Raw genomic sequence first — 24,981 nt, forward strand, 5'->3', positions numbered from 1 at the left:
ATTATTTCGTTTTCTTTGTTTGTTCCCGGTTAAATAATCACCGGGTTTGTGCCATAAGTTGTTGCAAAGGATTATTGTCCGGCTCCGTCCGCAAGCTGGCTGACACGCAGCCACGTTTCACCGCTCCACACATAGACCCCGGCCGGCAGAGTTTTTTTGCCCTGTCCATCGCTGCTGCCTGTATGATAGACCAGCAGGCCCACCAGCGATTCCTTCTTTTTGGCGAAGTCCGTGTCGGTTTCTTCCGCATAGGGACTCAGGCTTTTGGCGCCGGACAGCTCCAGCTTCGGCAGGATAAGCCCGCCCATGGCATTCAGCGGCAGGGACGCCGTCCGCACTTTTTTTATGCTGTCGCTTTTTTCCCTTGCAGGCTCCTGTGCCTGCGGAAGCCGTTCGCCTTTGACGTCCAACAGGCAGGCGCACCGTGCAGGTGCTATACTGAACAGGCAGGCCAGCAGGGCCAGGATGATTGTAGATAGTCTCTTTATATGCCTCATGATTTTCTGTTGTTTGTTGTTTTAATCCTGTATTATTGCGTTAATGGTATTTGTATGGTTAATAATAAAAGGGGTCGGAGACTATTCCCGCAAGCCGCCAACCCCAGAAGTCCGGGGACAGATTGATAAAACCATCCCGGACTCCTGTAGTGTCGCAAAGCTTGTGTAAAATAGTATCACATTGAAAATATGTAGTTTTGCCCGGTCCGTGCCGGGTGGTTGGGAGTCTTATCCATAGAGGGATATGTAACAGGTTTTGTCCTGTGGTAAGACCTGTAAAAGCAGTCTTGATATAACAATAGGATTGCCGGACTTTTCCCAAGCCTATGACAATCCTATCGAAGACAAAACGCTTATCTGCCTTCACAAACTTAACACTAATTAAATAAAACGCTTCCGGCGCCGGTTGGCCGGCAAACTTTGTGCTGAATCCTAATCTGTATTTCGTAAACATTTCATTGCCTTGTTTGTATTTTTGTAAACCCTGTTGACTGTATAGCCCTTATTACCGGTGGATTATGCCTGCTCCACTATCTTCATCAGCTTTTGTCACATCTGCTCCCGCTTTCATGTATAATAATATATAGTGCCGTTTTTTTACCTGATAATTTTACTGTTGCCTGATGAAAAAGCAGCCGGTGACAACGGTAAGACAAAAGACAATAAGACCTTAAAGCGTCTTTCGCAAGGGACCGTAAGGAGATTGAAGACAAATTTGTGATAAAGACAAATCGTTGCCACCTGCTGCGCCCCTCGTTCAGGGAGAATCTAAACAACCCGCCAGTAGCGGTATCCTATAAAACACTATATGTATTTTCATTCCTGTTTATGTTGACAGCGCCTCTCCCGCCACTGTTCACTAATGTCCGTCCCGCCGTCCGTTCCCCTACGGGTTGGTTTTGAATCTCTTGCCGCATCCCTGTTAGAGGATGCAGGGTCAGACGGCCTGGCGGGCATCGGAAAAGAATTAATGCATGTCCTGTTGTTAATGTTCAAGTATAGAAAGTCTGTTTGCCTCAATATATAAATCTGACACTTAGCAAGTGTCGGTACGATATATATTTTACGCTGGTTACGAATACAAAAGTAGGCGGTTATTTTCTAATATTCGTTACCCGTTTTTGCCCGTTTATGTTCCATTTTATACCCTGGTATTTTTTCACATTAACTAATTGTTTATTCACGGTCTAACCATGCCACGCAGAAGCAATTGAATGTGCATTCTGATGCAAAACCGAATCCGGCGCTTAATTCCGGCAGTCAATGTGTCCGTTAAGGTGTAATAATTCCATATTCGGTTGGTTTTGAGCTTGTTTAATCTATGTTTAATTAAGTTATTTGCCTGTAAGCCTGATTTATGATACGGAGCAACATTGTTTATCAATAAATTAAATGATGTCCGGCCTCCTGTTTTTCTCCTGCCTGGAGATTTGCATGTTTAACAATTTGTGTCAGGAATTATCTTTTATATTTATTTATTGCCTGTTAATTCATTTATATACAATACATTAATATCTTATCCATATATTATCCGACACTTGCTAAGTGTCAGATTTATATATTGAGGCAAACAGACTTTCTATACTTGAACATTAACAACAGGACATGCATTAATTCTTTTCCGATGCCCGCCAGGCCGTCTGACCCTGCATCCTCTAACAGGGATGCGGCAAGAGATTCAAAACCAACCCGTAGGGGAACGGACGGCGGGACGGACATTAGTGAACAGTGGCGGGAGAGGCGCTGTCAACATAAACAGGAATGAAAATACATATAGTGTTTTATAGGATACCGCTACTGGCGGGTTGTTTAGATTCTCCCTGAACGAGGGGCGCAGCAGGTGGCAACGATTTGTCTTTATCACAAATTTGTCTTCAATCTCCTTACGGTCCCTTGCGAAAGACGCTTTAAGGTCTTATTGTCTTTTGTCTTACCGTTGTCACCGGCTGCTTTTTCATCAGGCAACAGTAAAATTATCAGGTAAAAAAACGGCACTATATATTATTATACATGAAAGCGGGAGCAGATGTGACAAAAGCTGATGAAGATAGTGGAGCAGGCATAATCCACCGGTAATAAGGGCTATACAGTCAACAGGGTTTACAAAAATACAAACAAGGCAATGAAATGTTTACGAAATACAGATTAGGATTCAGCACAAAGTTTGCCGGCCAACCGGCGCCGGAAGCGTTTTATTTAATTAGTGTTAAGTTTGTGAAGGCAGATAAGCGTTTTGTCTTCGATAGGATTGTCATAGGCTTGGGAAAAGTCCGGCAATCCTATTGTTATATCAAGACTGCTTTTACAGGTCTTACCACAGGACAAAACCTGTTACATATCCCTCTATGGATAAGACTCCCAACCACCCGGCACGGACCGGGCAAAACTACATATTTTCAATGTGATACTATTTTACACAAGCTTTGCGACACTACAGGAGTCCGGGATGGTTTTATCAATCTGTCCCCGGACTTCTGGGGTTGGCGGCTTGCGGGAATAGTCTCCGACCCCTTTTATTATTAACCATACAAATACCATTAACGCAATAATACAGGATTAAAACAACAAACAACAGAAAATCATGAGGCATATAAAGAGACTATCTACAATCATCCTGGCCCTGCTGGCCTGCCTGTTCAGTATAGCACCTGCACGGTGCGCCTGCCTGTTGGACGTCAAAGGCGAACGGCTTCCGCAGGCACAGGAGCCTGCAAGGGAAAAAAGCGACAGCATAAAAAAAGTGCGGACGGCGTCCCTGCCGCTGAATGCCATGGGCGGGCTTATCCTGCCGAAGCTGGAGCTGTCCGGCGCCAAAAGCCTGAGTCCCTATGCGGAAGAAACCGACACGGACTTCGCCAAAAAGAAGGAATCGCTGGTGGGCCTGCTGGTCTATCATACAGGCAGCAGCGATGGACAGGGCAAAAAAACTCTGCCGGCCGGGGTCTATGTGTGGAGCGGTGAAACGTGGCTGCGTGTCAGCCAGCTTGCGGACGGAGCCGGACAATAATCCTTTGCAACAACTTATGGCACAAACCCGGTGATTATTTAACCGGGAACAAACAAAGAAAACGAAATAATACAATAATTAATAAATATATGATATGAAACGTAAATTTTACCTATTGCTGATTTGGCTGCTGGTGGCAGCCGGCAGCAACGCACAAGTGACCATCGGCTCGAATGCGGAGCCTGTAAAAGGAGCCATCCTCGATTTAAAGAGCCAGGCTGCCGACGTCAATAATGTAACCAGCACCACCGGCGGGCTGGTGCTGCCGCGTGTCCAACTGGAGGCTGAGAACTCAGTCGCACTGTTTTTCGGCGGAACCGACCAATCCGACGATGTCAAGACACTGCTTACCGGATTGACTGTCTATAACCTGACCTCTACAGGCGGCTTCTCCGCCGGCCCTTACAACTGGGACGGCACCCAATGGGTCACCTTTGCCGGGGCGGGTGGTACTGCGTATGTAGGCAGCAGCCCTGTAACGGTAACCGGCAACAATATAGGCCTGATAACCGGGACAGCCAACGGGCAGGTGCTTAAATGGAACGGCACGGCCTGGGTATTGGCAACCGATACCAACACCACCTATACCGGAACCGCTCCCATCGCTGTATCGGCAGCTAACGCGATCAGCCTGAACGATGCAGGGGTAACAACTGTCAAGCTGGCGGACGGCGCTGTCAATAGTGCTAAGATAGCTGACGCGGCTGTAGCTACAGTTGACCTGGCGAACAATGCCGTGACCACAGCAAAGCTGGCTGACAATTCTGTTACCTCTGTTAAGATTGTGGACGGGGCTGTCGCTAACGCTGACCTGGCCAACAATGCCGTTAACAGCGCTAAAATACAGGATGGAACGGTCGCACTGGCTGATCTGGCTGATAACAGCGTAAATAGCGCGAAAATCGTTAATGCATCTATAGTGGCAGCCGACCTGAACGCCATGGGTGCGACAAACGGGCAGGTGCTTAAGTTTAACGGCACCGCATGGGCGCCAGCAGCAGATGCACAGAACCTGACGAACTCGACAACGAACACCATCAATGGAACACAGGTTCAGCGTGCCGCCCTCACCGGGGACGTCACCGCTCCGGCTAACAGCAACGCAACCACCATTGCCAACAATGCTGTCACCAGCGCTAAGATAGCTGACGGGGCTGTGGCTACAGTTGACCTGGCGAACAACGCCGTGACCACTGCAAAGCTGGCTGACAATTCTGTAACCTCTGTTAAGATTGTGGACGGGGCTGTCGCTAATGCTGACCTGGCCAACAACGCAGTTAACAGTGCTAAAATACAGGACGGGACGGTCGCCCTGGCTGACCTTGCGGCGAACAGTGTGAACTCATCAAAAATAGTTGACGCTTCGATAGTAAACGCAGACATAGCTAATACTACAATTACGCAAGGAAAATTGATCGGTACGGGTAGCACGGCCGGGCAGGTGCTCACTTCGACCGGGGCTGGAGCGGCGCCGACGTGGCAGACGCCTAAGTCTTCAGACATAACCGGACAGATAGTTGCGGCAGGGTCCAGCGCTATAATCAGCAACACGAGTGCTTTAAGCGGCACTATCACCGCGATAGTGTCTGGGACAGGAGTGGTAAGCACTTATAGCGTTTCTAGCACCGGGAGAACGGGGATAACTGGCATGTTCCTCTACACCGGACCTGTAACCTTCAGCGGTACGAACAGTACCGCTGGCTCTGCGCATATGATTATACACGCCACGACGACCACAACAATATCAGCTGGTTGGCGCGTAGCACCTTACTAATAAGATAAAACAAAACGTTCGAAAGATACACAATAACCCATAATAAGCAGACGCGCCGTCCACCTTAAGGGGTAGCAGCCTCCTACCCCTGTAGAGTTGCCACCACCCTCGAAAACTGGCCTTGGTGATAACAGCCTGTAAATATGCCGTTTATAATCATATATACGGGCAACGAAAGACAGCAAACCCGGGAGTTTCAGACTGTGTGGAGGCTTAGGTAGGAGTTAATGCGCTCTTACTGTAGTTTTTAGATGTTAGCGACCCTATTGCAAAAAAGGGTTTTATCCTGCGGGGAGCTTTCCGCAGGATTCTTTCATTAGCAAACAGCGAAAAAAGAGAGAAAAAAGCAAATAATATAAACAAAAAACGAAGCACAAAATGCTACTTAACAAGCTGAGAAGGCTGCTGGGCATGGAAAAGCAGATCCTTCTTTCCGTACCCGATACTTTTCCTACCTGGCATAGCAGGTATGGGGAAGACACACATTTTGCCAGTAAGATCAAGGGTATCCTCCCACCGATGAAGATCCATGCCCTCAAGAGCGGGGTTATCTTTTGGGAAGACGCCTGCCGGAAGCTGGCTACGGGAAACTATAGCCTGCGCATCGTATATCTGGAAGACCGGCCGACAGGCAAGGTCTATTACCCGATCGCCAACTGTAAGACGCTGCATACACAGCGTGCCCGCTACGACAAGGCATCGCAAAAGATACTGGTCGAAGGGAAACCCGTAGCTGTGGAAACGGTAGCCGGCAATGAAGGGTTGGCCTGTAACGACTTCCTGGAGTTCCTCGATAAGTATGACGAGAGGGAATTCGTTATCGTTCATTTTACCGGTTTCAGGTATTGATGGTTGGCCCCGGACGGTGTATGAGTTACCGGAGCAAAGCCATAGGAAACGGGTAAAACCAACGCCGGAACACGGGTGTCAACTGCTTACTGTCCTACCAGTCCCGTACCGGACAGCTTTATTGGAGTGATAACGTCGCCGCCCTTTAGGGATTTATATTTATTAAGGTTAGCCCGTCGGTTGCCTGGCTCCGGGAAGCAAGAGGTGCAGATCCCCGGTTTTGGTATCGGGTAAACGGTTCAGGACATCCGTAAGCCATGCTTCGGGATTCACGCCATGCAGCCTGCATGTTCCCAGCAGGGAGTAAATGATAGCGGCATGGTAAGCAGCCTGATGGCTGCCGCAGAACATATAGTTTTTCCTGCCTACGGCCAGGCCTCTAAGGCCATTCTCGGCACCGATATTGGATATCTGATATCTTCCGTCGATGACATAGCGCACCAGGCGGGGATAAATATTGTAGGTATAAGCGATTGCCTTTCCAATGAGGGACTGCGGCAATACCTTCGGATACTCATCCAGCAGCCAGCGCTCGAAAGCCTTGAGGATGGGATAGGCTTTGGCCTTACGCTCCACAGCAATTTGATCGGGAACATGACAGGTTTCCCTGAACTGCCTCTCCAACCGGTAAAGCAACTGTATTTGATCCATGGCAAAGGATGACCGGGCGGGGTCATTTTTGAGGGCTTGCTCAAATCGTCTGCGGGCATGGTCCCAGCAGCCCAGCAACAAGACATCCTTCTTGTTCTCATATATCCCGTAGGCGGCGTATGCGTCGCTTTGGACGGCTCCCTTAAAGTTTTTCAGCAGTTCTATCACCACTTTCTGCCCTCTCGAGCCGTGGTCGTAATGGAAGAAAAGCTTCCGCTCTTCCGGCGCCTTGACGATCCAGTGGTAGCCTTTACGGGTTGCACCGGGCTTGTCCCTGTCCACTACCGGTATGAAGGTTTCATCCATCTGGATGTAATCCGATGCCAGCACCTGTTTCCTGAGTTCGAGGTATAAGAGTTCCAGCAGGCAGGCTGAACCGGCATTCCAGCCGTTAACGGTAGAAGCGGCCAGTTTTATGCCTTGCCGGCTGAAGATGTCGATCTGACGGTAATAGGGAAGGTGATCCTGGTATTTGCTTACCTGCAGGTGTGCCAGCAGCGACGCTCCTGCGTTACTCTTTGGCAGCGGCAGGGACGGAAGTTCCGCTATAACCACGCCCTGATGGCCGGCCAAGGCATATTTCTTGCGGATAATCCTGCGCACATACAATGTTCCCGGTGTATATTCCAGTATCTCTGTCACTTCCTGACCGATGCAGGTACTTCCTGCGGGTATCGGATCGGGTTCTATGATTTCTTCTTTACGTTCCAATCCGGCTGGCAGTTCCTGGCGTACCGGTTTAGAGGAATTTTCCTTTCTGGCCTCACGTTCGTAAGTAATGGTTTGACGCAACTCTTCAACCAGCGCCTTTTCTTCTTCCGGCAGGCTGTCAACACCCTCGAAGGCCAGGCTCAGCTGGTTGGGATCTTCCTTTACATAGCGTTCAGACGAACGTCCGAACATGGCCCGGCGAAGATAAAGGAGTTCGTCGGTAAGTTTGCTTAGTTTGGATTCCAGGGAAATGTTCCTCGACTCCAACTCCTGTATAACAAGCTTGGATTCGGCTAATAATTCTTCCAGTTCCCGTATCTTTTCCATGTATGAAAGATACACATTTTTTACCGGATATACAAGCGTTAATCCTTTTATTTATAAGGTTTCGACGGGTTTTTCGTATCTTTTTTTGTACACTACTTTTTCCAGGCTGATACCGTCGGTCATCATCACCAGTTCAACCCACTTTAAGCGGTAACAACCTGTCTTTTCATCATAATGGGGGCGGCTGAACTGTCCTTTCTCCAGCCGCTTGTGATAGATAACGTAACCCCCGCTTTCCCAATGTAGCAATTTCAGCGTTCGCCGGCTGCGGCTAAGAAAGATAAAAACTTCGCCGCTGGCCGGGTCATGCCGCATAACAGAGGCGACGATTCCCGGCAGCGTGTCAAAGCCTTTGCGCATGTCGCAGGCACTCGAATATAAGTAATACTTATCCGTTTCTCCCAGGCTGAACATCAGACTTTAAGTTTTAGCAGTTCGGCCAGCTGGCCCATTCCGATGCCCGGCTCAGCCGGAAGGGCCAGTACCACCCCGTTCGGGTAGCGCACCTCTATACCCCGGACAACTTCGCCGGAGGGCGTATCTACTATCCTGACAGGTACCAGACGGCAGGGCTCCGGTTCTGCTGCCGGCTCCGCCGGTGCTCCCTCTGCATGCAAGGCGTCGTAGCGGTGCTTCCACTTATAGAATGTATGCTTGGACATGCCCAAGCCTCTGTACCACGCTTCTGCTCCACGTCTACTTGTATAAAAACTTTCTATCATGGCAAAGCCTTCGGCTTCGCTCAACATCACACCTCGCTCATATTCGTTCGCTTCCATAGGTTTTTTCCTCAAAGGTAAGGACTCGCGTACGGCTTTGCAAGACGCGGTTACCCGAACTATTACTCTGAGTATAAGTTTTACCTTCTTTTTTCATCATAGAGATAAGGGCTGTTGCACGCCTGTTATTTTGATTATGAAGCGCCTTATCCTGATTGGTTTTAACACTTCGTCTAATGGCTTTGTCATGGTTGTTTAATAGATTCTCAGGTTTACCCAGCTTTGTTCCACTATCTTTCTTGGCTTTTAATGATTGTCTTGTACGCTCGGATATTAATTTTGCTTCATACTCCGCAATGGAGCTGATGATGTGTAGAATCAAACGATTTGCTTGGGGAAAATCGCAAAAGACAATCTCTACATCACTTTCCAATAGCCGACTGGTAAAAGCCACATTCCTTGATAAACGATCAAGTTTAGCGCAAATTAGGATGGAATTACTTTGACGACATAATACAAGTGCAGCCATGAGCTTGGGACGGTCACTACGTTTTCCTGTCTCGGTTTCTATATATTCCTCAAGAATAGAGGCACCTTTTAAGTAGGTCTCTATTATCTCTCGTTGTGCTGCTATACCAAGCCCACTTACTTCTTGTTTCTTTGTACTCTGTCTGAGATATGCAATATAAGTTTTAGTCTCTTCTTCTGCCATTTTACATAAACTAAACGGTCGTCTAACTTGCGTTATAGACTTCCGTAAAATATAACAGGTCAAAGATAAAGACCTTCAAATGAGGTTACAAGATGTAGAAAACCGAATGCTTACGGTGCTGTTTCCGATAATTTTGATGAACGGATCGGGCAAAAGATATTCCATGCGGAAATTGTTATTGATAATGCTGCGGTGGTTGCCGAAACAAAAGCATATCAAAAAATTCCTGTCCTGACCGATTTTATGAATGAAGAAGGTATCGATACGATGGAACAGGAGATCCGGGCCAATTACGATCGTGTCAGGGAAGAGGCTAAGCTGATTGTGGAAAGGGAAATAAAACGGATAAAAGAGGATGATAATTTAAAACATCTGATCAAGGATTAATTTGAATAATATGGATTATACGTTATATACAATAAAAGGACATGGGGTTATTGGATAAACGTGAATAAATCTTATCCCAGCGATAAATATCCGGGCTGAAATAACCGGAGTCCGCTTGCCTGTCTTACCTTTGTGCTTAGACGATCATGAATTAACACCGGCAGGCCCGCCGGCCGGATTTCCGGACTGTGCGCCGGTCTTCAGGGACAAATTACAGAGAGGTTCACAAATAATATATGATACCAATAACGCATTAAATTATGGCCACATTAAAGTTTATCCTGCGCAAGTCCGTCAGCGGAGCGCGCTGCAAGGGCAGCCTGTGCCTTCGCCTGATCCACAGCCGCAAGGTCAAAGTCATCACCAGCCCTTTCCGGCTTTACCCCCACGAATGGGACGAGGTCAGGCAAAGGGTACATCTTCCTGAAGAAGACTCCCCGCGCTACCCTTACCTGTGCAAGGTAACCGAAAGCCTTTGCGCTTACGGCGAACAATTCGAAGAAGCGGCCGGGCGGCTGGAGAAATCGGGGCGTTATACCGTTGATGACATCCTTTGCAGCTACCATAGAGAGTATAACCCGGTCAACCTTTCCGGCTTTGCCGAACTGCAGGCCAGGAACCTGCTGCGTGCCGGCCAGGAACGTACCGCCCGTGCTTACCGCACCGTCAGCCGCGGGCTTATCACCTTCAATAAGGGGCGTGATATCCCCCTGAGCCAGATCAACGCCTGTATGATGAAAGAGTTCGAGTCCTACCTCAAGGAGCGGGGCAAGGCCATGAATACGATCTCTTACTATATGCGCATGCTGCGTGCCATCTACTGGAAGGCGGTCAAGGAAAAACTGATCGATGCCCGGCGTGAGAATCCTTTTGACCATGTTTTCACGGGCTTCCAGAAAACCCGTAAGCGGGCATTGGATCTGGAAAGCCTTCGCGCGCTGAACAGCCTGGACTTTTCGGCTATACTGGAACAGCAGACCCTCCGGAAGGCGGATACCTGTGAGCCTGCGGAAGGATCGTCACCGTTAGATAGCGGCCTTTATACTTCGTGGCGCTACTTTTTCTTTTGCTTCCATGCCCGGGGGATGAGCTTTGTGGATATGGCCTACCTGCGCAAGGAGAATATCCGCCAGGGGGTGATCAGCTACTACCGCAAGAAGACGGGCCAGAAGATCGAGGTGACGGTCACCGCCCCGTTACAGCGCATCATCGACAGCTTCAGCGGCGAGGTACGCTACAGCCCCTACCTTTTCCCAGTCATCCGGGATACGGATAAATCCCCGCGCCTGCAATACGAGAACGGCCTGCGCCTCCAGAATAAACGCCTGAAAAGACTATCGGCTTTAGCCGGCATCGAAGGAAAATTATCGACCCATGTCTCGCGCCACAGCTGGGCGACCACCGGGAAGAAACAGAACCTGCCGCTGTGGGTTATCAGCGAGGGCCTGGGGCATTCCTCCGAGAAGATGACCTATACCTACCTGGCCTCCTTCGACCGCTCGACCCTTGACCGGGCCAACGAGCAGATCGCCCTGGCTTTGGCTGCACCGCCGTCCGTTTGAAACAGGTTTATGTGCCTTTACAAACAAAACTATACTGCATTACACCGGCAATTTATCCGTTATGATATATAACGGAGCATATTTTTATTATTTCTACCGGAATAGAAAAGATTAATTTTTATTTGTAAGCCTGTTTTTAAGGAAAGGAAGAAAATAGCAGCTAATTTTGAACCGGACAACACAAATTCTCTCATTTTGCGTTAATTTAGCCTGTTCATATCAATACCTAATACATACCAAGTGTCGGAACACGTTTATTTAACGCATATAAACAATTACAAAGTTGGGTGTTATTTCTTCTGATTTGCCTCAAATACGATTATCCATTTTTACGCTTTCTTTACCTGTTTCGTACCCCTGCCTGTTATGTTGCCGTATCTCACCCGGCGTCCGGCCCAGGCGCTGCTTGCAGAAGCGGTTGAATGTGGATTCGGATGCAAAACCGAATTCGGAGCTTAATTCTTTCAGGTTATGGTCGCCGGAGCAAAGGGCATGGTATATTTTTTTAGCCCTGTGCTCATTCATCCACTTGTACCCGGATATATTAAATACCTTCCTGAAGCGTTTCTCTATGCCCGAGAGGGACATATTCATGGCAGCAGCCAGTTCGGTAAGGGAGTGGTAATTGTGGTAATTGTCCATGATGTATTGGGAAAAGTCAGAGTCGCTGCTCAGGGCTTCGTAGAAGAACAACCCTAGTTCCTCTTTTGTGTAAGACTCTCCGAGAAGGTACAGCAATTCCTTTATTTTCAGCTCATTGTAATAACCACAACAGAGTCCTTTGCGTATACAGTAGACCAGCATATCCGTATAACCCCTTAGGGTTTCCTTCATTTCCAGCAGATAAGGGGACTCCTTCCGCGTATTCAGGGGAACCTGCGCTGCCGGGCTTCGGTGTACCAGGTTCTCCAGCCTGTAGCTATCGCAGAACTGCAGCTTGCAGTAAGGGCGTATAAACAGGAGCAGGGCTCCGGATTCAGCCCTGTAGCTGAAGTTGTAGCCTACAGGCAGGTAGAGCATCTGCCCGCAGCGCATCCGGCGGTTGTTGTACATCCCGAAGGAATAGGTGATCTCCCCCCTGAGCAGGAAGATAATCTTACTCTGCAGGGCCTGTTGTTCATTGTGGCTGCCGATACTTATTTCTTTGGTTTCAATGGCCGGCCTGGCTCCCTTGGCATAGTTCAGGCAAGTCTGGCAGGCAATGTGTCCGTTAAAGTGTAATGATTCCATATCCGGTTGGTTTTGAGTCTGTTTAATTAAGTTGTTTGTGTGTAAGCGTGATTTACAATTCAGAAAAGTATTGGTTATCAATATATTAAAAGCTGCGCTGCCTCCTGTTCTTATCCCGGTGGAAACTTACATTTTTTAACAATTTGTATGAAAGACCTGCCTTTATCTTTATTTTATATCTGTTAATGTATAAATACAGATAATTGTAATCCTGTTTAAATGCAACCCGTCACTTACCCGATGCCTGAAATATTCCGGTTACATATAGGTATATATCTCCACTGAGTTGTAATCATAAGCTATTTTTTTATTTCACACTGCTATCACACTGAATGTTTACTTTTTACAAAAAAAGTTCAATTTTAGCAGATAACTCATTGATTATGTATACAATATTCACTATCAAAGTTGCTAATTTTGTAAATTATTCGATATGCGTATTTCGTATCAGCTTATCTGATATTTATGGATAATTATATCGCAAATAGAATAGATATATGATTTACAAAGTAGTTTTCATAAAATAGAATCCATTATATTTGCGTTTTAAGAATATATACTTTTGATTATTTGCTTATATCGAATATATAGTTCAGGTTTGGGCAACCGGTATTATTTTAATATCGGTTGCCAAATATCTGATTGTTAACTTATTTGATTGTATAATGGAAGGAGTGACTATGCTCCGTTTCTTTTAAGCAGTGTAGTCGGAAAGGTAGCGTGAAAAATTTACTATTCTTCGCTTAAAGCATCGACGATTTCCCTTTGTTGTTTAAAATATTTTGCCCGGAATATTTCTCCGCTTTGTGTAATCAGTATTGAATATTTCTTAAGGGTGCTTATCCAGAAACTATGCATCCGGTAAATTGATGAATCATGGGTATACAAAAAGTCCAGGTCATATAAACGGACCCGGCTGTATTCGAAAAAGTCCGACTTAAAAAGAGAGTAGCAAAAATTAAAATCAATTTCCGAAATATAAATCTTAATCCGCTTGCCGGTGGGGAATATGCCTGTTGTGGCTATCGTTTCAATCTGGCTGAGCATCGAGTATAATTCGTTTTTCAAATCACGCAATTCCTCACTTGTAATAAGTCCGATATGGACGAAATATTTGATATCATCGACAAACGACTGGAATATATGCCTGTCTAAAATGTACTCGTTATTATCAACCGAATGTAACATATATAATCGTCTCATCATAAGTGAATGTGTCTCCTCTGGCAGTATCAGCTTCGACAGGGAATCAAAGGAAAAATTCGCATCTGCCTGATACATCCATTTAAATATGACGAATTTCGCCAGCGTGTTGTATTTCAGATAAAAAGAAGCGGGGACAATGTTATATGCCAGCTTCATAGATGCGTTCAGGAATGTATCCTCATGCTTAAAGTGGGCTATGGACGTTTCCAGTTGTTTATGGTAAGTATTGATAAAGTTGTCCGAGTATTCCTTATAATTAAGCGAAAATACGACATTATTTTCACTTTCCGGATGGACTATTTTATCCAGGGATATCCCTGTTTTCTGGGCAATTTGCATTGCTTCGTTAAATGTGAAGGGCACTTCTCCCCGGATTCGCCTGTAGACTGCATCCCGGGAATAACCGAGAATCTCCGCAATCTTATCTGACAATTTGTTTTGAGGAATGCGTTCTAATAATTCATTTATTAAACAACTGTTTATAGTCGTATGGTCTATGTGCTTTTTTACCATGGTTAAAAATTATGTATATCCGGTTTTTGACAGTAACTGTATCATTGGTATATAAAAATAAAAACATATAAATAGAATAACATTTAATGACAAAGGGTTGTTTTATTTAACAACGAAAATTCAGTAAACCTCCGAAACACAGGTGGCGATAATCACCTCTGTTTTTTTATCATCTTTATATGTGTAAAGGTAAACTAATAATATTTCATTATTAATTGCAGGAAAGTTTAAAATTAAATCTTATTAAGGTTATTTCGCCTTTTAAATGTAGATAAAATTTTATACCGCAAATATATATCATATTGTTGATTTTTAATACCCATATATATCTTTTTGTTTTTAATATATGCGAATTGCGCAACTTTTGATCCGGATATTTCTTCAGCCCTAATCTGTTTTTGTCTTATTTCTCATCCGGCGACGCAGGGAAATCATCGACACATGTCTCGCGCCACAGCTGGCAACCACCGGCAAGAAACAGAACCAGCCGCTGTGGGTTATCAGCGAGGGCCTGGGCCATTCCTCCGGGAAGCAACTTACCCGCCATTTTATATGGCAGGGCATATTTTATATATTGTAAGCCTATTTTTACTGAAAGGAAGAAAATAGCAGCTAATTTTGCACCGGATAACACGAAACCTCCCGTTGTGCCTTAGTTTTGTCTGTTCATCTTGATATCTGACACTTGGTGAGTGTCGGAACCTGCCTATTTAAGGCATAAAAATAATTACAAAATTAAGCGTTAGTACCCTATAAATCATTACCCGTTTTAACCTGTCTATATCCCATATTTGCCCGTACAGTATTTTAACTATCTACTTTTTATGAAATCTTGAGCGGTTGAATGCGGATTCGGATGTTTAACCGAATCCTGAGCTTAATTCCTGCAAAGCCATGTGTCCGTTAAGGTGTGATAAATCTATATTCAGTTGGTATTGAGCTTGTTTAATCTTTGTTTAATGATGCTATTGCTGAGTCTGGCGGGTTTTCCCCCGGAAAGGCTATTGGTCATCAATAAGTTATATGGACTGTTGCCCTCCTTTTTTCAGGCCGGCGGGCGCCCGCCTGTTTAACGATTCGTGTCAGAAATTATCCCTCGTATTTATTTTTAGTTTCTAATTTGTTAATATACAGACAATTGCAATCCGATCAATATATCATCCGACACTCACCAAGTGTCAGAATAAAGTAACAAGAATAAAATTTTAAAAATCCCGGTTAAATCCTTTGCGCAAAACAAACAGAATAAAATGCACATATCATTGATTCACAGGGTACAGGAACGGCTCAGGCAGTGGCTGGCATTCGTCTTTCGTCACAGGATATTATTGTCCCTGCGGCGTTTTACACACCTGTTATCAGATACATTAATAAACAGCCGGGATGATCTTATCCTGCGGGGAGGCGTTTGCGTTGCAAATTGCTTTATTCATTGCCTTGTAATTGTATCCGCCGTGCTGCCGCTTGTGAAAGCCGCGGCGCGTCGTCTCCCTTGTTTTTACAACAATCCTTTATCTATAAAAAGTATAGGACAAAGAGTAAATAAAGAAAGTCTGATAATATAAAATTTTAAAGAAAAATGAAACAGATTAACATGAAAACCTTAACTACGCTCCTGGCTATCCAGTTCTGCGTCATCCTGCATGCCGGTGACGGTAAGGGAGCCGGTAACAAATCCATCCCCGCGGGGAGCCGGCCTGTAGCTGCCCCGATAAAGCCTACCGTACCTGACAAGCCCATGGTGAGCTCCTTTCCGGGAGGCATCATCCTCTCGCGTGTACAGCTAAAAAGCAGCGACGACCTGTCGCCTTACGCCGATAAACAGTCGGGAGATTACAGTGAACGGAGCCAAAGCCTTGCCGGCCTTTTGGTCTTCCATACCGGGGGTGGGGACAGTTCCCTTCCCAAAGGCCTGTATGTATGGGACGGTGACAAATGGCAGAAAGTAAGCTATGAACTTTAATAATGGACTTTAATAACGATACATATATAATTAATTATCAAATGAAAAAGAAACAGAACATAAGGAATTTACCTGTTTTGCGGATGGCCCTGCTGATACTGCTGTCCGCCTGCGCATTTTGCGCGCGCTCCCAGGTGACCGTCGGCGACGGTACGCCTCCGCGGGATTTTTCGGTACTGGAAGTCTCCACCGTCGATACAAAAGGGGGCCTGCGCCTGCCACAACTGTACACCGCCGAGCGTGACGCCTGGCGCGACTACTTTTTAGGGACAGCCACAGACAACCCGGTTATCACCGGGGGGCCGGGTGTTACCCCCGAAGAAGCGGCGGCCGCTGAGGGTCTTGCCATCTTCAACCTGGATACCAAATGCTATGAATACTGGAACGCCACGCGCTGGGTGAGCCTCTGCGAAGGCAACTCGCAGCTCACCATCTACCCTGATCCCTGTCCGGACGTATTGGCCGACGGTACGGGCTGTGACGATGAATTCCAGGTGACTGACCCCGATTGCGTCAACGGGCCGTTCAACTTCGCGATCATCATCGGCGGGGATTACGCCGCCCTGACCGACGTGGATGAATCAGACGGGCGTTTCCGTATCACCTTCCGGGAGAACAATACCACCCGTCAGCGCACGGTTGTCGTACGGGTGACCAGCAGTTGTACGGGTCTGTCCAAAGACTTCCTGTTCATACAGCAGGGGCAGGCCTGTAACGATACCCTGGGGGAAGCCCCGGCCATTACCGCTACCCCTGCCGGCACCGCGCTTTCCTATTGTGCGGGCGGCGCCGTTTACCTGTCGGTTCCGGCTGATACGCCTAACCTGGACGTCCTGATCTGGACGCTCAACGGCATAGAGATAGCCCGTGGGGTGAACTTCCTGGAAGTGACCCGCGAAGGACGCTACGATATACATATGGGTGCGGTAGGCTGTAACCAGCGGGACGATAATGCAGTGACCGTAACCAGGGACGGTACGGGCGCGCCCCTGGCGCCCAGCCTGGTAGTCCTGGGCAATAACGGCCAGGTCTGCGGGCCGGGAGGTACGACCCAACTGGTAGCCATGAACCCGAACAGCGGGGGAACCGTGCTTTGGTTCAAAGACGGGGTGTTGCAGGACGGCAGCAACGGAACGGACAATATAACCGGTACACAGGTGACCGTAGGCGTGGGCGACTGGTTCGCCGTGGTACAGGATGGTGACTGCCTGTCCCGGAAATCCCCGACAGAGAGCGTCACGGTAGATTCCAGTACGGGAACTTCCCTGACCACGCCTGTGGTCGACAAGGGAGGCGCTTTCTGCGCCGGCAGCACGATACTGCTAAGCGTGACGGCCGGAACCTTCGATGCTTCATACACCTATATATGGTATGAGAACAATACGCAGATCGGCACGGGCCGTTCGCTGTTGTACAATGTACCCGGGGGAGTACCATCGGTAGTCATCCGCTGCCGGGCCACCCTTGCGGGCAGTTGCGCGCAGGAGGCCTTATCCGTGGAGACAATCAGCACGGGGACAATACCGTCAACGCCTAAAATAGAAGGCAATACCGTCCTTTGTTCGGGTACGGCCATACTGAATGTACTGCCCGTCAATCCGGGGACTTACACCTATGCCTGGTATAAGGATAACACACTGATCGGGAACACCCAGACGATTACGGTGACCGAAGGAGGCGATTATTATGCCACGGTGACCGAAGGCTGTACCAGCCCGATGGCGCATGTCAATATACCGGCGGTCAGCTCCGCCAGCCCTGTGGTCACCCTGAACTCATCGTCGACTACACCGGGGCAGGCTAACCTGGGTGATGAGATCACCTATAACGCTGCCATCAACTTCGGCCCGGCTACGGGCTATGAATGGGACATACCGGCTGATATAGCGGAACTGCTGCAGGGAGGAACCGGATATTCCTATGCCCTTGTCCGTTACAAAGCGCAGGGGTCGAATACCCTGACAGCCCGGGTAACAAACGCCTGCGGGATCGGAGTCGGCACTCTCAACGTTACCGTAGGAAACGACTGTGCCGTTGTGACCGCAGTGACGCCTTCGGGCCCGACAGCCAGGACAACGGTTACAGGTGTAGCGGTAACCCTGGGGAATGTATCGGCTTCGTTCAGCGAGGGGTCTCCTGTAGCAAATTACAAATGGTACAGCAACGGGTCAGCCTCCAACACGGGGGGAACGGCTATCGACCCCGTGGCGACACTGACTAATTATACCTTCACCCCTTCAGCCGCGGGAACATACTATTTCTACTGTGAGGCAGACAACAGCGAATGCCCCGGCAGTCCGGTGCCAAGCGGCGTGTATACCGTTACTGTTTTAGATGCCCCAGTGATTACCGGGACAACGCCGGGATCGCGATGCGGCGCCGGCACCGTGAACTTGAGCGCTACCTCGAGCAGTTCCGTTCGCTGGTACGAAACTGCATCTTCGACAACCATCTTAAGCACTAATAACACGTTTACTACTCCGTCATTGAGCGCTAATAAAACATATTATGTTTCCGCGGTCAATGCAGGAGGTGAATCTGCCCGTTCTGCAGTGACGGCAACCGTGATACTAAACGCGATTAACTCTACAACGGGTGGTAGCCGAACCAGTCCGGGAACGGTCAAATTAGGCGCAACAGTATCGGCTGGAAGCACCATTTACTGGCAAACATCACCCACCGGCACTTCGACTTCAAACGCCGGAACCAGCTTTACCACGCCTACGCTCTCCGTGACCACCACATACTACGCTCGCCCATATAATGCAACCTGTAGTTGGGGTACTGCAGTATCAGCAACCGCTAGCATAAACATCTCTGCCACAACTGGCTGGGGGCAATACGCTATGGGATACTGGCAGCAGTACCAAGTGTCTATCCAAGCTGGTAATTACGTGGGCTTCGGGGTTGCACTAACCAATGGGGCCGCGCTCTCAGGTGTTGTATTCACAGCAATTTCATCGGTCGGCTCCCAAACCGTCCCACATTCTGTGGTCACGAGAACTCATGCAGGTAGAACCATACAAATGGCATACGTTTTATTAACACCTGCCGTGATAAACCAATATTACGGAGGTGCGCACACTGGTAACATACGAGTGAATTTTAGCGGTGGGGTGCAGAATGTATGGATTTTTACTCGAGATACTTTTTGATTTAGAAGCCTTTGTGACATAGATATATGCTTAGATTAATGAAGGGTGGATGAATTAAATAACAGTTTTATATAAAACTATAAACAAAATCCTCAACCCTATAGGGCAGCAGATTTCTACCCCTGTGGAGCAGCCGTAGGTACACGAAACCGAATAGGGTGTTTGAAAGACACCCTATTAAAACAAAAAAGGAGTTGAAAAGCGGGAATAAATATAAAATACTGATTAAATGCTAGTTACATGCAATTTCCGTGAACCGGAGCTTTTACAAAACAGGGAAATCTGTTGCCAAAGCAACGGAAAACAGGATTAACAGCTTGTAATAAAATATTTTACCTGCTTAACACCCTGGCAGATCAATCATTATTCTGTAGGGGATTTGTTTTCCCTACAGGATTCTTTCATTAGCAAACAGCGAAAGGAGAGAGAAAAAAAGTAAGAAAATAGAAAGTAATATAACCAAAAAACGAAGCACAAAATGCTACTTAACAAGCTGAGGAGGCTGCTGGGCATGGAAAAGCAGATCCTTCTTTCCGTACTCGATACCTTTCCGACCTGGCATAGCAGGTACGGGGAAGACACACATTTTGCCAGTAAGATCAAGGGTATCCTCCCACCGGGGAAGATCCATGCCCTCAAGAGCGGGGTTATCTTTTGGGAAGACGCCTGCCGGAAGCTGGCTACGGGCGGTTACTGTGCACGCATCGTATATCTGGAAGACAGGCCGACAGGTAAGGTCTATTATCCGATTACAAAATGTAAGACGCTGCATACACAGCGTGCCCGGTACGCCAAGGCATCGCAAAAGATACTGGTCGAAGGGAAACCCGTAGCTGTGGAAACGGTAGCCGGCAATGAAGGGCTGGCCTGTAACGACTTCCTGGAGTTCCTCGACAAGTATGACGAGAGGGAATTCGTTATCGTTCATTTTACCGGTTTCAGGTATTGATGGTTGGCCCCGGACGGTGTATGAGTTACCGGAGCAAAGCCATAGGAAAACAAACAAAACCAATAATAAGGACAAGATGTATGCACTACGATTAAAAAAGGATATAGCGGACGAAGCGTCCGGTCTCGGCCTGGATGCGATACTTGCCCGTGAAGCCGGAAACACAGGCATGGTTTACCTGTACCGCCTGGGCGGCGTTTTGATGTGCTTCCTTTCCCTGCAAACAGCATGCGATACTTAGATTGGGTCTTGGTTAAATCCTATACCATATATCGCCAATGCTCCATTTGCAAACGTAAGAACAATATAAAAATAATATTTCTGTAGATAGCGCATATAAAAAATATCCGCTATTGAAGTTCATATATATATATCACAAACAATCTTTTTACAGCCATTATATCGAACATACAGTTTCGTCGCAATATATTCAGTGAAATATTCAGAATAAAAACTTTGAGCAGATATACTTTCATCAAGTTCATATAAATGTAAGTCTGTGCCAGTAATTCTCTCATTTAAAAAGACTTTCTTATCTTCTTCATAAAAATCCTTACTTGACCTATGATAGTTATATCATATTGAAGTAAATTTTTCCCTTCATCCAAAAACCTGGTTTCCCAAACTGCTTTCTGCTTGCCTATAATCTGACGGAATCCCCGCATTTTCAATACTCCTATCGTTTGTACTTACTTTTCTCTTTCATCAACCACTTCTTCAATTCAGAGTCATTCACAATCCGTTCTAATTTCCTTTGTCTATGTCATAGGATGACATATGACGACGTATATACGCCACTGCTTTGACAACCAGCCTTATACATAAAATTAACGCCTATTTTTGAGACGTTTTTTTATTATCCACCATTTAATGGGGAATGAGCTTTGTGGATATGGCCTACCTGCGCAAGGAGAATATCCGCCAGGGGGTGATCAGCTACTACCGCAAGAAGACGGGCCAGAAGATCGAGGTGACGGTCACCCCCCCGTTACAGCGCATCATCGACAGCTTCAGCGGGGAATCCGGTAACAGCCCCTACCTCTTCCCCGTCATCCGGGATACGGATAAATCCCCGCGCCTGCAATACGAGAACGGCCTGCGCCTCCAGAATAAACGCCTGAAAAGGCTATCGGCTTTAGCCGGCATCGGGGGTAAATTATCGACCCATGTCTCGCGCCACAGCTGGGCGACCACCGGCAAGAAACAGAACCTGCCGCTGTGGGTTATCAGCGAGGGCCTGGGGCATTCCTCCGAGAAGATGACCTATACCTACCTGGCCTCCTTCGACCGTTCGACCCTTGACCGGGCCAACGAGCAGATCGCCCTGGCTTTGGCTGCACCGCCGTCCGTTTGAAACAGGTTTATATGCCTTTACAAACAAAACTATACTGCATTACACCGGCAATTTATCCGTTATGATATATAGCGGAATATATTTTTATTATTTCTACCGGAATAGAAAAGATTAATTTTTATTTGTAAGCCTGTTTTTACTGAAAGGAGGAAAATAGCAGCTAATTTTGAAACGGGCAATACAAAACCTCCCGTTTTACCTTAGTTTTATCTGTTCATCTTGACATCTGACACTTGCCAGGTGCCGGATGGCATATAGGCTGGATTTCAATTACCTGTATATTAATAAATTATGAATAGTAAATAAATGCAAGGGATAATTGCTGACACAAATCGTTAAACAGGAGGACTCCCCGCCAGCCGGAAAACGGAAGGGCGACAGGCTATTAATTAATTGATATGCACTATATTCCCTGAATGAAAACCGGCCTGGCACAGCGACAGCCTCATTAAACATAGATTAAACAAGCTCAATACCAACCGGATATGAAATTATCCTACCTTAACGGACACATGGACTGCCGGACTTGAGTGAACTATGCCGGAATTCGGATCTGTACCCGCATCTACATTCTACAGAACATGCCGGCAGCTCAATTAAGATATACATAAAGGCGTCGCGGGAAAAGAAATGGACAGAAACAAAATGGGATATAAACAGGTAAAAACGGGTAATGCTTTATAGGATATTAACGTCTAATTTTGTATTTGTTTATATGCATTAAACAAACAAGTTCCGGCACCTGGCAAGTGTCAGATGTCAAGATGAACAGATAAAACTAAGGTAAAACGGGAGGTTTTGTATTGCCCGTTTCAAAATTAGCTGCTATTTTCCTCCTTTCAGTAAAAACAGGCTTACAAATAAAAATTAATCTTTTCTATTCCGGTAGAAATAATAAAAATATGTTCCGTTATATATCATAACGGATAAATTGCCGGCATATGCAGTATAGTTTTTGTTTGTAAAGGCACATAAACCTGTTTCAAACGGACGGCGGTGCAGCCAAAGCCAGGGCGATCTGCTCGTTGGCCCGGTCAAGGGTCGAGCGGTCGAAGGAGGCCAGGTAGGTATAGGTCATCTTCTCGGAGGAATGCCCCAGGCCCTCGCTGATAACCCACAGCGGCAGGTTCTGTTTCTTCCCGGTGGTCGCCCAGCTGTGGCGCGAGACATGGGTCGATAATTTACCCCCGATGCCGGCTAAAGCCGATAGCCTTTTCAGGCGTTTATTCTGGAGGCGCAGGCCGTTCTCGTATTGCAGGCGCGGGGATTTATCCGTATCCCGGATGACTGGGAAAAGGTAGGGGCTGTAGCGTACCTCGCCGCTGAAGCTGTCGATGATGCGCTGTAACGGGGCGGTGACCGTCACCTCGATCTTCTGGCCCGTCTTCTTGCGGTAGTAGCTGATCACCCCCTGGCGGATATTCTCCTTGCGCAGGTAGGCCATATCCACAAAGCTCATCCCCCGGGCATGGAAGCAAAAGAAAAAGTAGCGCCACGAAGTATAAAGGGCCCTGTCTGTAGTTTTATCCTCCCGCGGGGCTTCTTTAAGCTGCTTATGCGCATTTACAGGCGGCTGGGTTTGCCGTTCCAGTAAAGCCGAAAAATCCAGGCTGTTCAGCGCGCGGAGGCTTTCCAGATCCAATGCCCGCTTACGGGTTTTCTGGAAGCCCGTGAAAACATGGTCAAAAGGATTCTCACGCCGGGCATCGATCAGTTTCTCCTTGACGGCCTTCCAATAGATGGCACGCAGCATACGCATATAATAAGAGATCGTATTCATGGCCTTGCCCCGCTCCTTGAGGTAGGCCTCGAACTCTTTCATCATACAGGCATTGATCTGGCTCAGGGGGATATCACGCCCCTTATTGAATGTGATGAGTCCGCGGCTGACGGTGCGGTAAGCACGGGCGGTACGTTCCTGGCCGGCACGCAGCAGGTTCCGGGCCTGCAGTTCGGCAAAGCCGGAAAGGTTGGCCGGGTTATGCTCCCTATGGTAACTGCAAAGGATGTCATCAACGGTATAACGCCCCGATTTCTCCAGCCGCCCGGCCGCTTCTTCGAATTGTTCGCCGTAAGCGCAAAGGCTTTCGGTTACCTTGCACAGGTAAGGGTAGCGCGGGGAGCCCTCTTCAGGAAGATGTACCCTTTGCCTGACCTCGTCCCATTCGTGGGGGTAAAGCCGGAAAGGGCTGGTGATGACTTTGACCTTGCGGCTGTGGATCAGGCGAAGGCACAGGCTGCCCTTGCAGCGCGCTCCGCTGACGGACCTGCGCAGTATAAATTTTAATGTGGCCATAATTTAATTCGTAATCGGTGTCATTATATTATTTGTGGCTTGCCTCCCTGTATTTGCCTCTACAGACCGGCGCACAGTCCGGGAATCAGGCCGGTGGGCCTGCCGGTGTTAATTCATGATCGTCTGATTACAAAGGTAAGACAGGCAAGCGGACTCCGGTTATTTTATTCCGGATATTTATCGCTGGGTTAAGATTTTATTCCCTTTACGATAGCTCCTGTTTGTATATTCAGTGTGTTTTAGTTTAAATTGCCATAATTCATAACAGTCCTGATTTAACCCGGAACATAAAAACAAACGAAATGAACCCGTAATGCATTTATGCTCTACGGGTAATATTTATATTGCAATGTTGGGTAGTAAATATCTTTGTATTCATTAAGTCGCTCTTTGAGTATTGCAGGATAGTTAAGCGAATCCAGGCGCTTCGCTCGTTTCTAAACTCAGCACCCAAAAAGCAAGAACGGAAAAACGGCGTAAATATCTGAATCATAGGTTATAACTTCATCATTCTACTCTCCACTGCAAGCAGTAAAAAAGCAAGATATTGTGTATTTAGGAAGACGTTCCGTTACGAATGTATTACCTGTTTTAAACTGTGTCAACCCATTCAAACAACGAATTTTCCTCTAACAGTAAATGATTTAGAACGTTTTTGACAAACAAGGCTATGTTATGTAGGCTTTGTGCTCTGAATCAGTTTTCTATTCGCTAATTCACAATATTTTGCGTATCGTTGATTAGCTCTGTAAAAGTTAATTTTGTAATCTGTAAAAGAGTTAATTATGCAAGAAGTAAAAGTGAGTTTCTACCTCAAACGAAATGAGGAGAAAGCAGACGGAACAGTTCCCATTCCGGGACGTATCCGCATCGAAAAATCCATGGTACAGTTCAGTGCCAAAGTTAGTGTGCCCGTATATACCAACCCTCTTCGTCAGAGTCTATATTATAGCAAGAAAAGCTACCTCTTTCACATTCTTTGTCATAACTGTAGGCGAGTAGATAGTACTTTCCATCGTATCCCTGAAAAATATACAGATCAGGGTTGCCGTTGACACTTTCCCAAGCTCCCAGCCATTCAGTAGGGAAACCTTGGTTGTTTTGATACTCTTCCATGAC

At 47.0% G+C, this 24,981-nt stretch carries 23 protein-coding genes; 12 read left to right on the forward strand and 11 right to left on the reverse strand.

Going from position 1 to position 24,981, the window contains the following annotated elements; genetic code table 11:
- Positions 1–71: 71 nt before the first annotated feature.
- Together ACYQ3L_RS00080 and ACYQ3L_RS00085 are read right to left on the reverse strand one after the other, a co-directional pair.
- A complete protein-coding gene (locus ACYQ3L_RS00080; protein ID WP_380002185.1) occupies positions 72–497 on the reverse strand; it encodes a hypothetical protein in 426 nt (141 codons plus the stop codon).
- A 58-nt stretch (positions 498–555) separates the two neighbouring features.
- A complete protein-coding gene (locus ACYQ3L_RS00085; RefSeq protein ID WP_380002186.1) occupies positions 556–951 on the reverse strand; it encodes a hypothetical protein in 396 nt (131 codons plus the stop codon).
- Between the two features lie 1,673 nt (positions 952–2,624).
- Between ACYQ3L_RS00085 and ACYQ3L_RS00090 the strand changes: the two genes are divergently transcribed.
- The 4 genes from ACYQ3L_RS00090 (at position 2,625) to ACYQ3L_RS00105 (ending at position 6,127) form a co-directional block, all read left to right on the forward strand.
- Positions 2,625–3,020 (forward strand): hypothetical protein, encoded by a 396-nt coding sequence (locus ACYQ3L_RS00090; RefSeq protein ID WP_380002186.1) that lies wholly within the window; start codon positions 2,625–2,627, stop codon positions 3,018–3,020.
- Positions 3,021–3,078: 58 nt separating this feature from the next.
- Positions 3,079–3,504 (forward strand): hypothetical protein, encoded by a 426-nt coding sequence (locus ACYQ3L_RS00095; protein ID WP_380002185.1) that lies wholly within the window; start codon positions 3,079–3,081, stop codon positions 3,502–3,504.
- Positions 3,505–3,598: 94 nt separating this feature from the next.
- On the forward strand, positions 3,599–5,278 hold the full coding sequence (locus tag ACYQ3L_RS00100) for a beta strand repeat-containing protein (protein ID WP_380002183.1): 1,680 nt from the start codon (positions 3,599–3,601) through the stop codon (positions 5,276–5,278).
- A 378-nt stretch (positions 5,279–5,656) separates the two neighbouring features.
- A complete protein-coding gene (locus ACYQ3L_RS00105; protein WP_459952234.1) occupies positions 5,657–6,127 on the forward strand; it encodes a hypothetical protein in 471 nt (156 codons plus the stop codon).
- Positions 6,128–6,295: 168 nt separating this feature from the next.
- Here the strand turns inward: ACYQ3L_RS00105 and tnpC are convergent, their stop codons facing one another.
- From tnpC to ACYQ3L_RS00125, 4 genes are read right to left on the reverse strand one after another with little or no spacing between them, the layout of a single operon-like run.
- Positions 6,296–7,816 (reverse strand): IS66 family transposase, encoded by a 1,521-nt coding sequence (tnpC, locus tag ACYQ3L_RS00110; RefSeq protein WP_459952235.1) that lies wholly within the window; start codon positions 7,814–7,816, stop codon positions 6,296–6,298.
- A 51-nt stretch (positions 7,817–7,867) separates the two neighbouring features.
- Positions 7,868–8,230, reverse strand: a complete 363-nt coding sequence (tnpB, locus tag ACYQ3L_RS00115; protein WP_459952236.1) for an IS66 family insertion sequence element accessory protein TnpB — start codon at positions 8,228–8,230, stop codon at positions 7,868–7,870.
- Positions 8,230–8,595, reverse strand: a complete 366-nt coding sequence (gene tnpA, locus ACYQ3L_RS00120; protein ID WP_379993731.1) for an IS66 family insertion sequence element accessory protein TnpA — start codon at positions 8,593–8,595, stop codon at positions 8,230–8,232. The genes tnpB and tnpA overlap by 1 nt, the downstream gene beginning before the upstream one ends.
- A complete protein-coding gene (locus tag ACYQ3L_RS00125; RefSeq protein ID WP_379993729.1) occupies positions 8,576–9,247 on the reverse strand; it encodes a recombinase family protein in 672 nt (223 codons plus the stop codon). The genes tnpA and ACYQ3L_RS00125 overlap by 20 nt, the downstream gene beginning before the upstream one ends.
- Positions 9,248–9,439: 192 nt before the next feature.
- On the opposite strand from ACYQ3L_RS00125, the gene ACYQ3L_RS00130 reads away from it, so the two are divergent.
- Both ACYQ3L_RS00130 and ACYQ3L_RS00135 read left to right on the forward strand, forming a co-directional pair.
- Positions 9,440–9,634: a hypothetical protein gene (locus ACYQ3L_RS00130; RefSeq protein ID WP_379993728.1), complete on the forward strand. Its 195-nt coding sequence runs from the start codon at positions 9,440–9,442 to the stop codon at positions 9,632–9,634.
- 260 nt (positions 9,635–9,894) lie between these two features.
- Positions 9,895–11,196 carry a phage integrase SAM-like domain-containing protein gene (locus tag ACYQ3L_RS00135; protein WP_459952237.1) on the forward strand — a complete coding sequence of 434 codons (1,302 nt, stop codon included), beginning with the start codon at positions 9,895–9,897 and terminating at the stop codon, positions 11,194–11,196.
- 309 nt (positions 11,197–11,505) lie between these two features.
- Here the strand turns inward: ACYQ3L_RS00135 and ACYQ3L_RS00140 are convergent, their stop codons facing one another.
- The 3 genes from ACYQ3L_RS00140 to ACYQ3L_RS00150 all read right to left on the reverse strand — a co-directional run bounded on the left by ACYQ3L_RS00140 (position 11,506) and on the right by ACYQ3L_RS00150 (position 14,779).
- The gene (locus ACYQ3L_RS00140; RefSeq protein WP_380000814.1) at positions 11,506–12,426 is read right to left on the reverse strand and encodes a helix-turn-helix domain-containing protein; all 921 of its coding nucleotides are present in this window, start codon (positions 12,424–12,426) and stop codon (positions 11,506–11,508) included.
- Positions 12,427–13,158: 732 nt separating this feature from the next.
- A complete protein-coding gene (locus tag ACYQ3L_RS00145) occupies positions 13,159–14,145 on the reverse strand; it encodes a helix-turn-helix domain-containing protein (protein ID WP_380000811.1) in 987 nt (328 codons plus the stop codon).
- Between the two features lie 403 nt (positions 14,146–14,548).
- The gene (locus tag ACYQ3L_RS00150) at positions 14,549–14,779 is read right to left on the reverse strand and encodes a hypothetical protein (RefSeq protein ID WP_380000809.1); all 231 of its coding nucleotides are present in this window, start codon (positions 14,777–14,779) and stop codon (positions 14,549–14,551) included.
- A gap of 616 nt (positions 14,780–15,395) precedes the next feature.
- On the opposite strand from ACYQ3L_RS00150, the gene ACYQ3L_RS00155 reads away from it, so the two are divergent.
- The 6 genes from ACYQ3L_RS00155 (at position 15,396) to ACYQ3L_RS00180 (ending at position 21,566) form a co-directional block, all read left to right on the forward strand.
- On the forward strand, positions 15,396–15,710 hold the full coding sequence (locus ACYQ3L_RS00155; protein WP_380000807.1) for a hypothetical protein: 315 nt from the start codon (positions 15,396–15,398) through the stop codon (positions 15,708–15,710).
- 14 nt (positions 15,711–15,724) lie between these two features.
- The gene (locus ACYQ3L_RS00160) at positions 15,725–16,108 is read left to right on the forward strand and encodes a hypothetical protein (RefSeq protein WP_380000805.1); all 384 of its coding nucleotides are present in this window, start codon (positions 15,725–15,727) and stop codon (positions 16,106–16,108) included.
- A 2-nt stretch (positions 16,109–16,110) separates the two neighbouring features.
- Positions 16,111–19,263: an immunoglobulin domain-containing protein gene (locus tag ACYQ3L_RS00165; RefSeq protein WP_459952238.1), complete on the forward strand. Its 3,153-nt coding sequence runs from the start codon at positions 16,111–16,113 to the stop codon at positions 19,261–19,263.
- Positions 19,264–19,741: 478 nt separating this feature from the next.
- On the forward strand, positions 19,742–20,212 hold the full coding sequence (locus ACYQ3L_RS00170; RefSeq protein ID WP_380000801.1) for a hypothetical protein: 471 nt from the start codon (positions 19,742–19,744) through the stop codon (positions 20,210–20,212).
- A gap of 76 nt (positions 20,213–20,288) precedes the next feature.
- Entirely contained in the window at positions 20,289–20,453 is a 165-nt protein-coding gene (locus ACYQ3L_RS00175) for a hypothetical protein (protein ID WP_380000799.1), read from the forward strand.
- 651 nt (positions 20,454–21,104) lie between these two features.
- A complete protein-coding gene (locus tag ACYQ3L_RS00180; RefSeq protein WP_459952239.1) occupies positions 21,105–21,566 on the forward strand; it encodes a tyrosine-type recombinase/integrase in 462 nt (153 codons plus the stop codon).
- Positions 21,567–22,548: 982 nt separating this feature from the next.
- Here ACYQ3L_RS00180 and ACYQ3L_RS00185 read toward each other — a convergent pair.
- Both ACYQ3L_RS00185 and ACYQ3L_RS00190 read right to left on the reverse strand, forming a co-directional pair.
- On the reverse strand, positions 22,549–23,862 hold the full coding sequence (locus ACYQ3L_RS00185) for a phage integrase SAM-like domain-containing protein (protein ID WP_459952240.1): 1,314 nt from the start codon (positions 23,860–23,862) through the stop codon (positions 22,549–22,551).
- Between the two features lie 903 nt (positions 23,863–24,765).
- Positions 24,766–24,978: a hypothetical protein gene (locus ACYQ3L_RS00190; protein ID WP_379994157.1), complete on the reverse strand. Its 213-nt coding sequence runs from the start codon at positions 24,976–24,978 to the stop codon at positions 24,766–24,768.
- Positions 24,979–24,981 lie beyond the last annotated feature (3 nt).

The sequence above is a fragment of the Dysgonomonas termitidis genome, from assembly GCF_054657735.1.

Excerpts from the sequence above, each read along its gene's own strand:
- ACYQ3L_RS00080 (WP_380002185.1), bottom strand. The coding sequence starts at position 497 with ATGAGGCATATAAAGAGACTATCTACAATCATCCTGGCCCTGCTGGCC.
- ACYQ3L_RS00085 (WP_380002186.1), bottom strand. The coding sequence starts at position 951 with ATGTTTACGAAATACAGATTAGGATTCAGCACAAAGTTTGCCGGCCAA.
- ACYQ3L_RS00090 (WP_380002186.1), top strand. The coding sequence starts at position 2,625 with ATGTTTACGAAATACAGATTAGGATTCAGCACAAAGTTTGCCGGCCAA.
- ACYQ3L_RS00095 (WP_380002185.1), top strand. The coding sequence starts at position 3,079 with ATGAGGCATATAAAGAGACTATCTACAATCATCCTGGCCCTGCTGGCC.
- ACYQ3L_RS00100 (WP_380002183.1), top strand. The coding sequence starts at position 3,599 with ATGAAACGTAAATTTTACCTATTGCTGATTTGGCTGCTGGTGGCAGCC.
- ACYQ3L_RS00105 (WP_459952234.1), top strand. The coding sequence starts at position 5,657 with ATGCTACTTAACAAGCTGAGAAGGCTGCTGGGCATGGAAAAGCAGATC.
- tnpC (WP_459952235.1), bottom strand. The coding sequence starts at position 7,816 with ATGGAAAAGATACGGGAACTGGAAGAATTATTAGCCGAATCCAAGCTT.
- tnpB (WP_459952236.1), bottom strand. The coding sequence starts at position 8,230 with ATGTTCAGCCTGGGAGAAACGGATAAGTATTACTTATATTCGAGTGCC.
- tnpA (WP_379993731.1), bottom strand. The coding sequence starts at position 8,595 with ATGGAAGCGAACGAATATGAGCGAGGTGTGATGTTGAGCGAAGCCGAA.
- ACYQ3L_RS00125 (WP_379993729.1), bottom strand. The coding sequence starts at position 9,247 with ATGGCAGAAGAAGAGACTAAAACTTATATTGCATATCTCAGACAGAGT.
- ACYQ3L_RS00135 (WP_459952237.1), top strand. The coding sequence starts at position 9,895 with ATGGCCACATTAAAGTTTATCCTGCGCAAGTCCGTCAGCGGAGCGCGC.
- ACYQ3L_RS00140 (WP_380000814.1), bottom strand. The coding sequence starts at position 12,426 with ATGGAATCATTACACTTTAACGGACACATTGCCTGCCAGACTTGCCTG.
- ACYQ3L_RS00145 (WP_380000811.1), bottom strand. The coding sequence starts at position 14,145 with ATGGTAAAAAAGCACATAGACCATACGACTATAAACAGTTGTTTAATA.
- ACYQ3L_RS00155 (WP_380000807.1), top strand. The coding sequence starts at position 15,396 with ATGCACATATCATTGATTCACAGGGTACAGGAACGGCTCAGGCAGTGG.
- ACYQ3L_RS00160 (WP_380000805.1), top strand. The coding sequence starts at position 15,725 with ATGAAACAGATTAACATGAAAACCTTAACTACGCTCCTGGCTATCCAG.
- ACYQ3L_RS00165 (WP_459952238.1), top strand. The coding sequence starts at position 16,111 with ATGGACTTTAATAACGATACATATATAATTAATTATCAAATGAAAAAG.
- ACYQ3L_RS00170 (WP_380000801.1), top strand. The coding sequence starts at position 19,742 with ATGCTACTTAACAAGCTGAGGAGGCTGCTGGGCATGGAAAAGCAGATC.
- ACYQ3L_RS00175 (WP_380000799.1), top strand. The coding sequence starts at position 20,289 with ATGTATGCACTACGATTAAAAAAGGATATAGCGGACGAAGCGTCCGGT.
- ACYQ3L_RS00180 (WP_459952239.1), top strand. The coding sequence starts at position 21,105 with ATGGCCTACCTGCGCAAGGAGAATATCCGCCAGGGGGTGATCAGCTAC.
- ACYQ3L_RS00185 (WP_459952240.1), bottom strand. The coding sequence starts at position 23,862 with ATGGCCACATTAAAATTTATACTGCGCAGGTCCGTCAGCGGAGCGCGC.
- ACYQ3L_RS00190 (WP_379994157.1), bottom strand. The coding sequence starts at position 24,978 with ATGGAAGAGTATCAAAACAACCAAGGTTTCCCTACTGAATGGCTGGGA.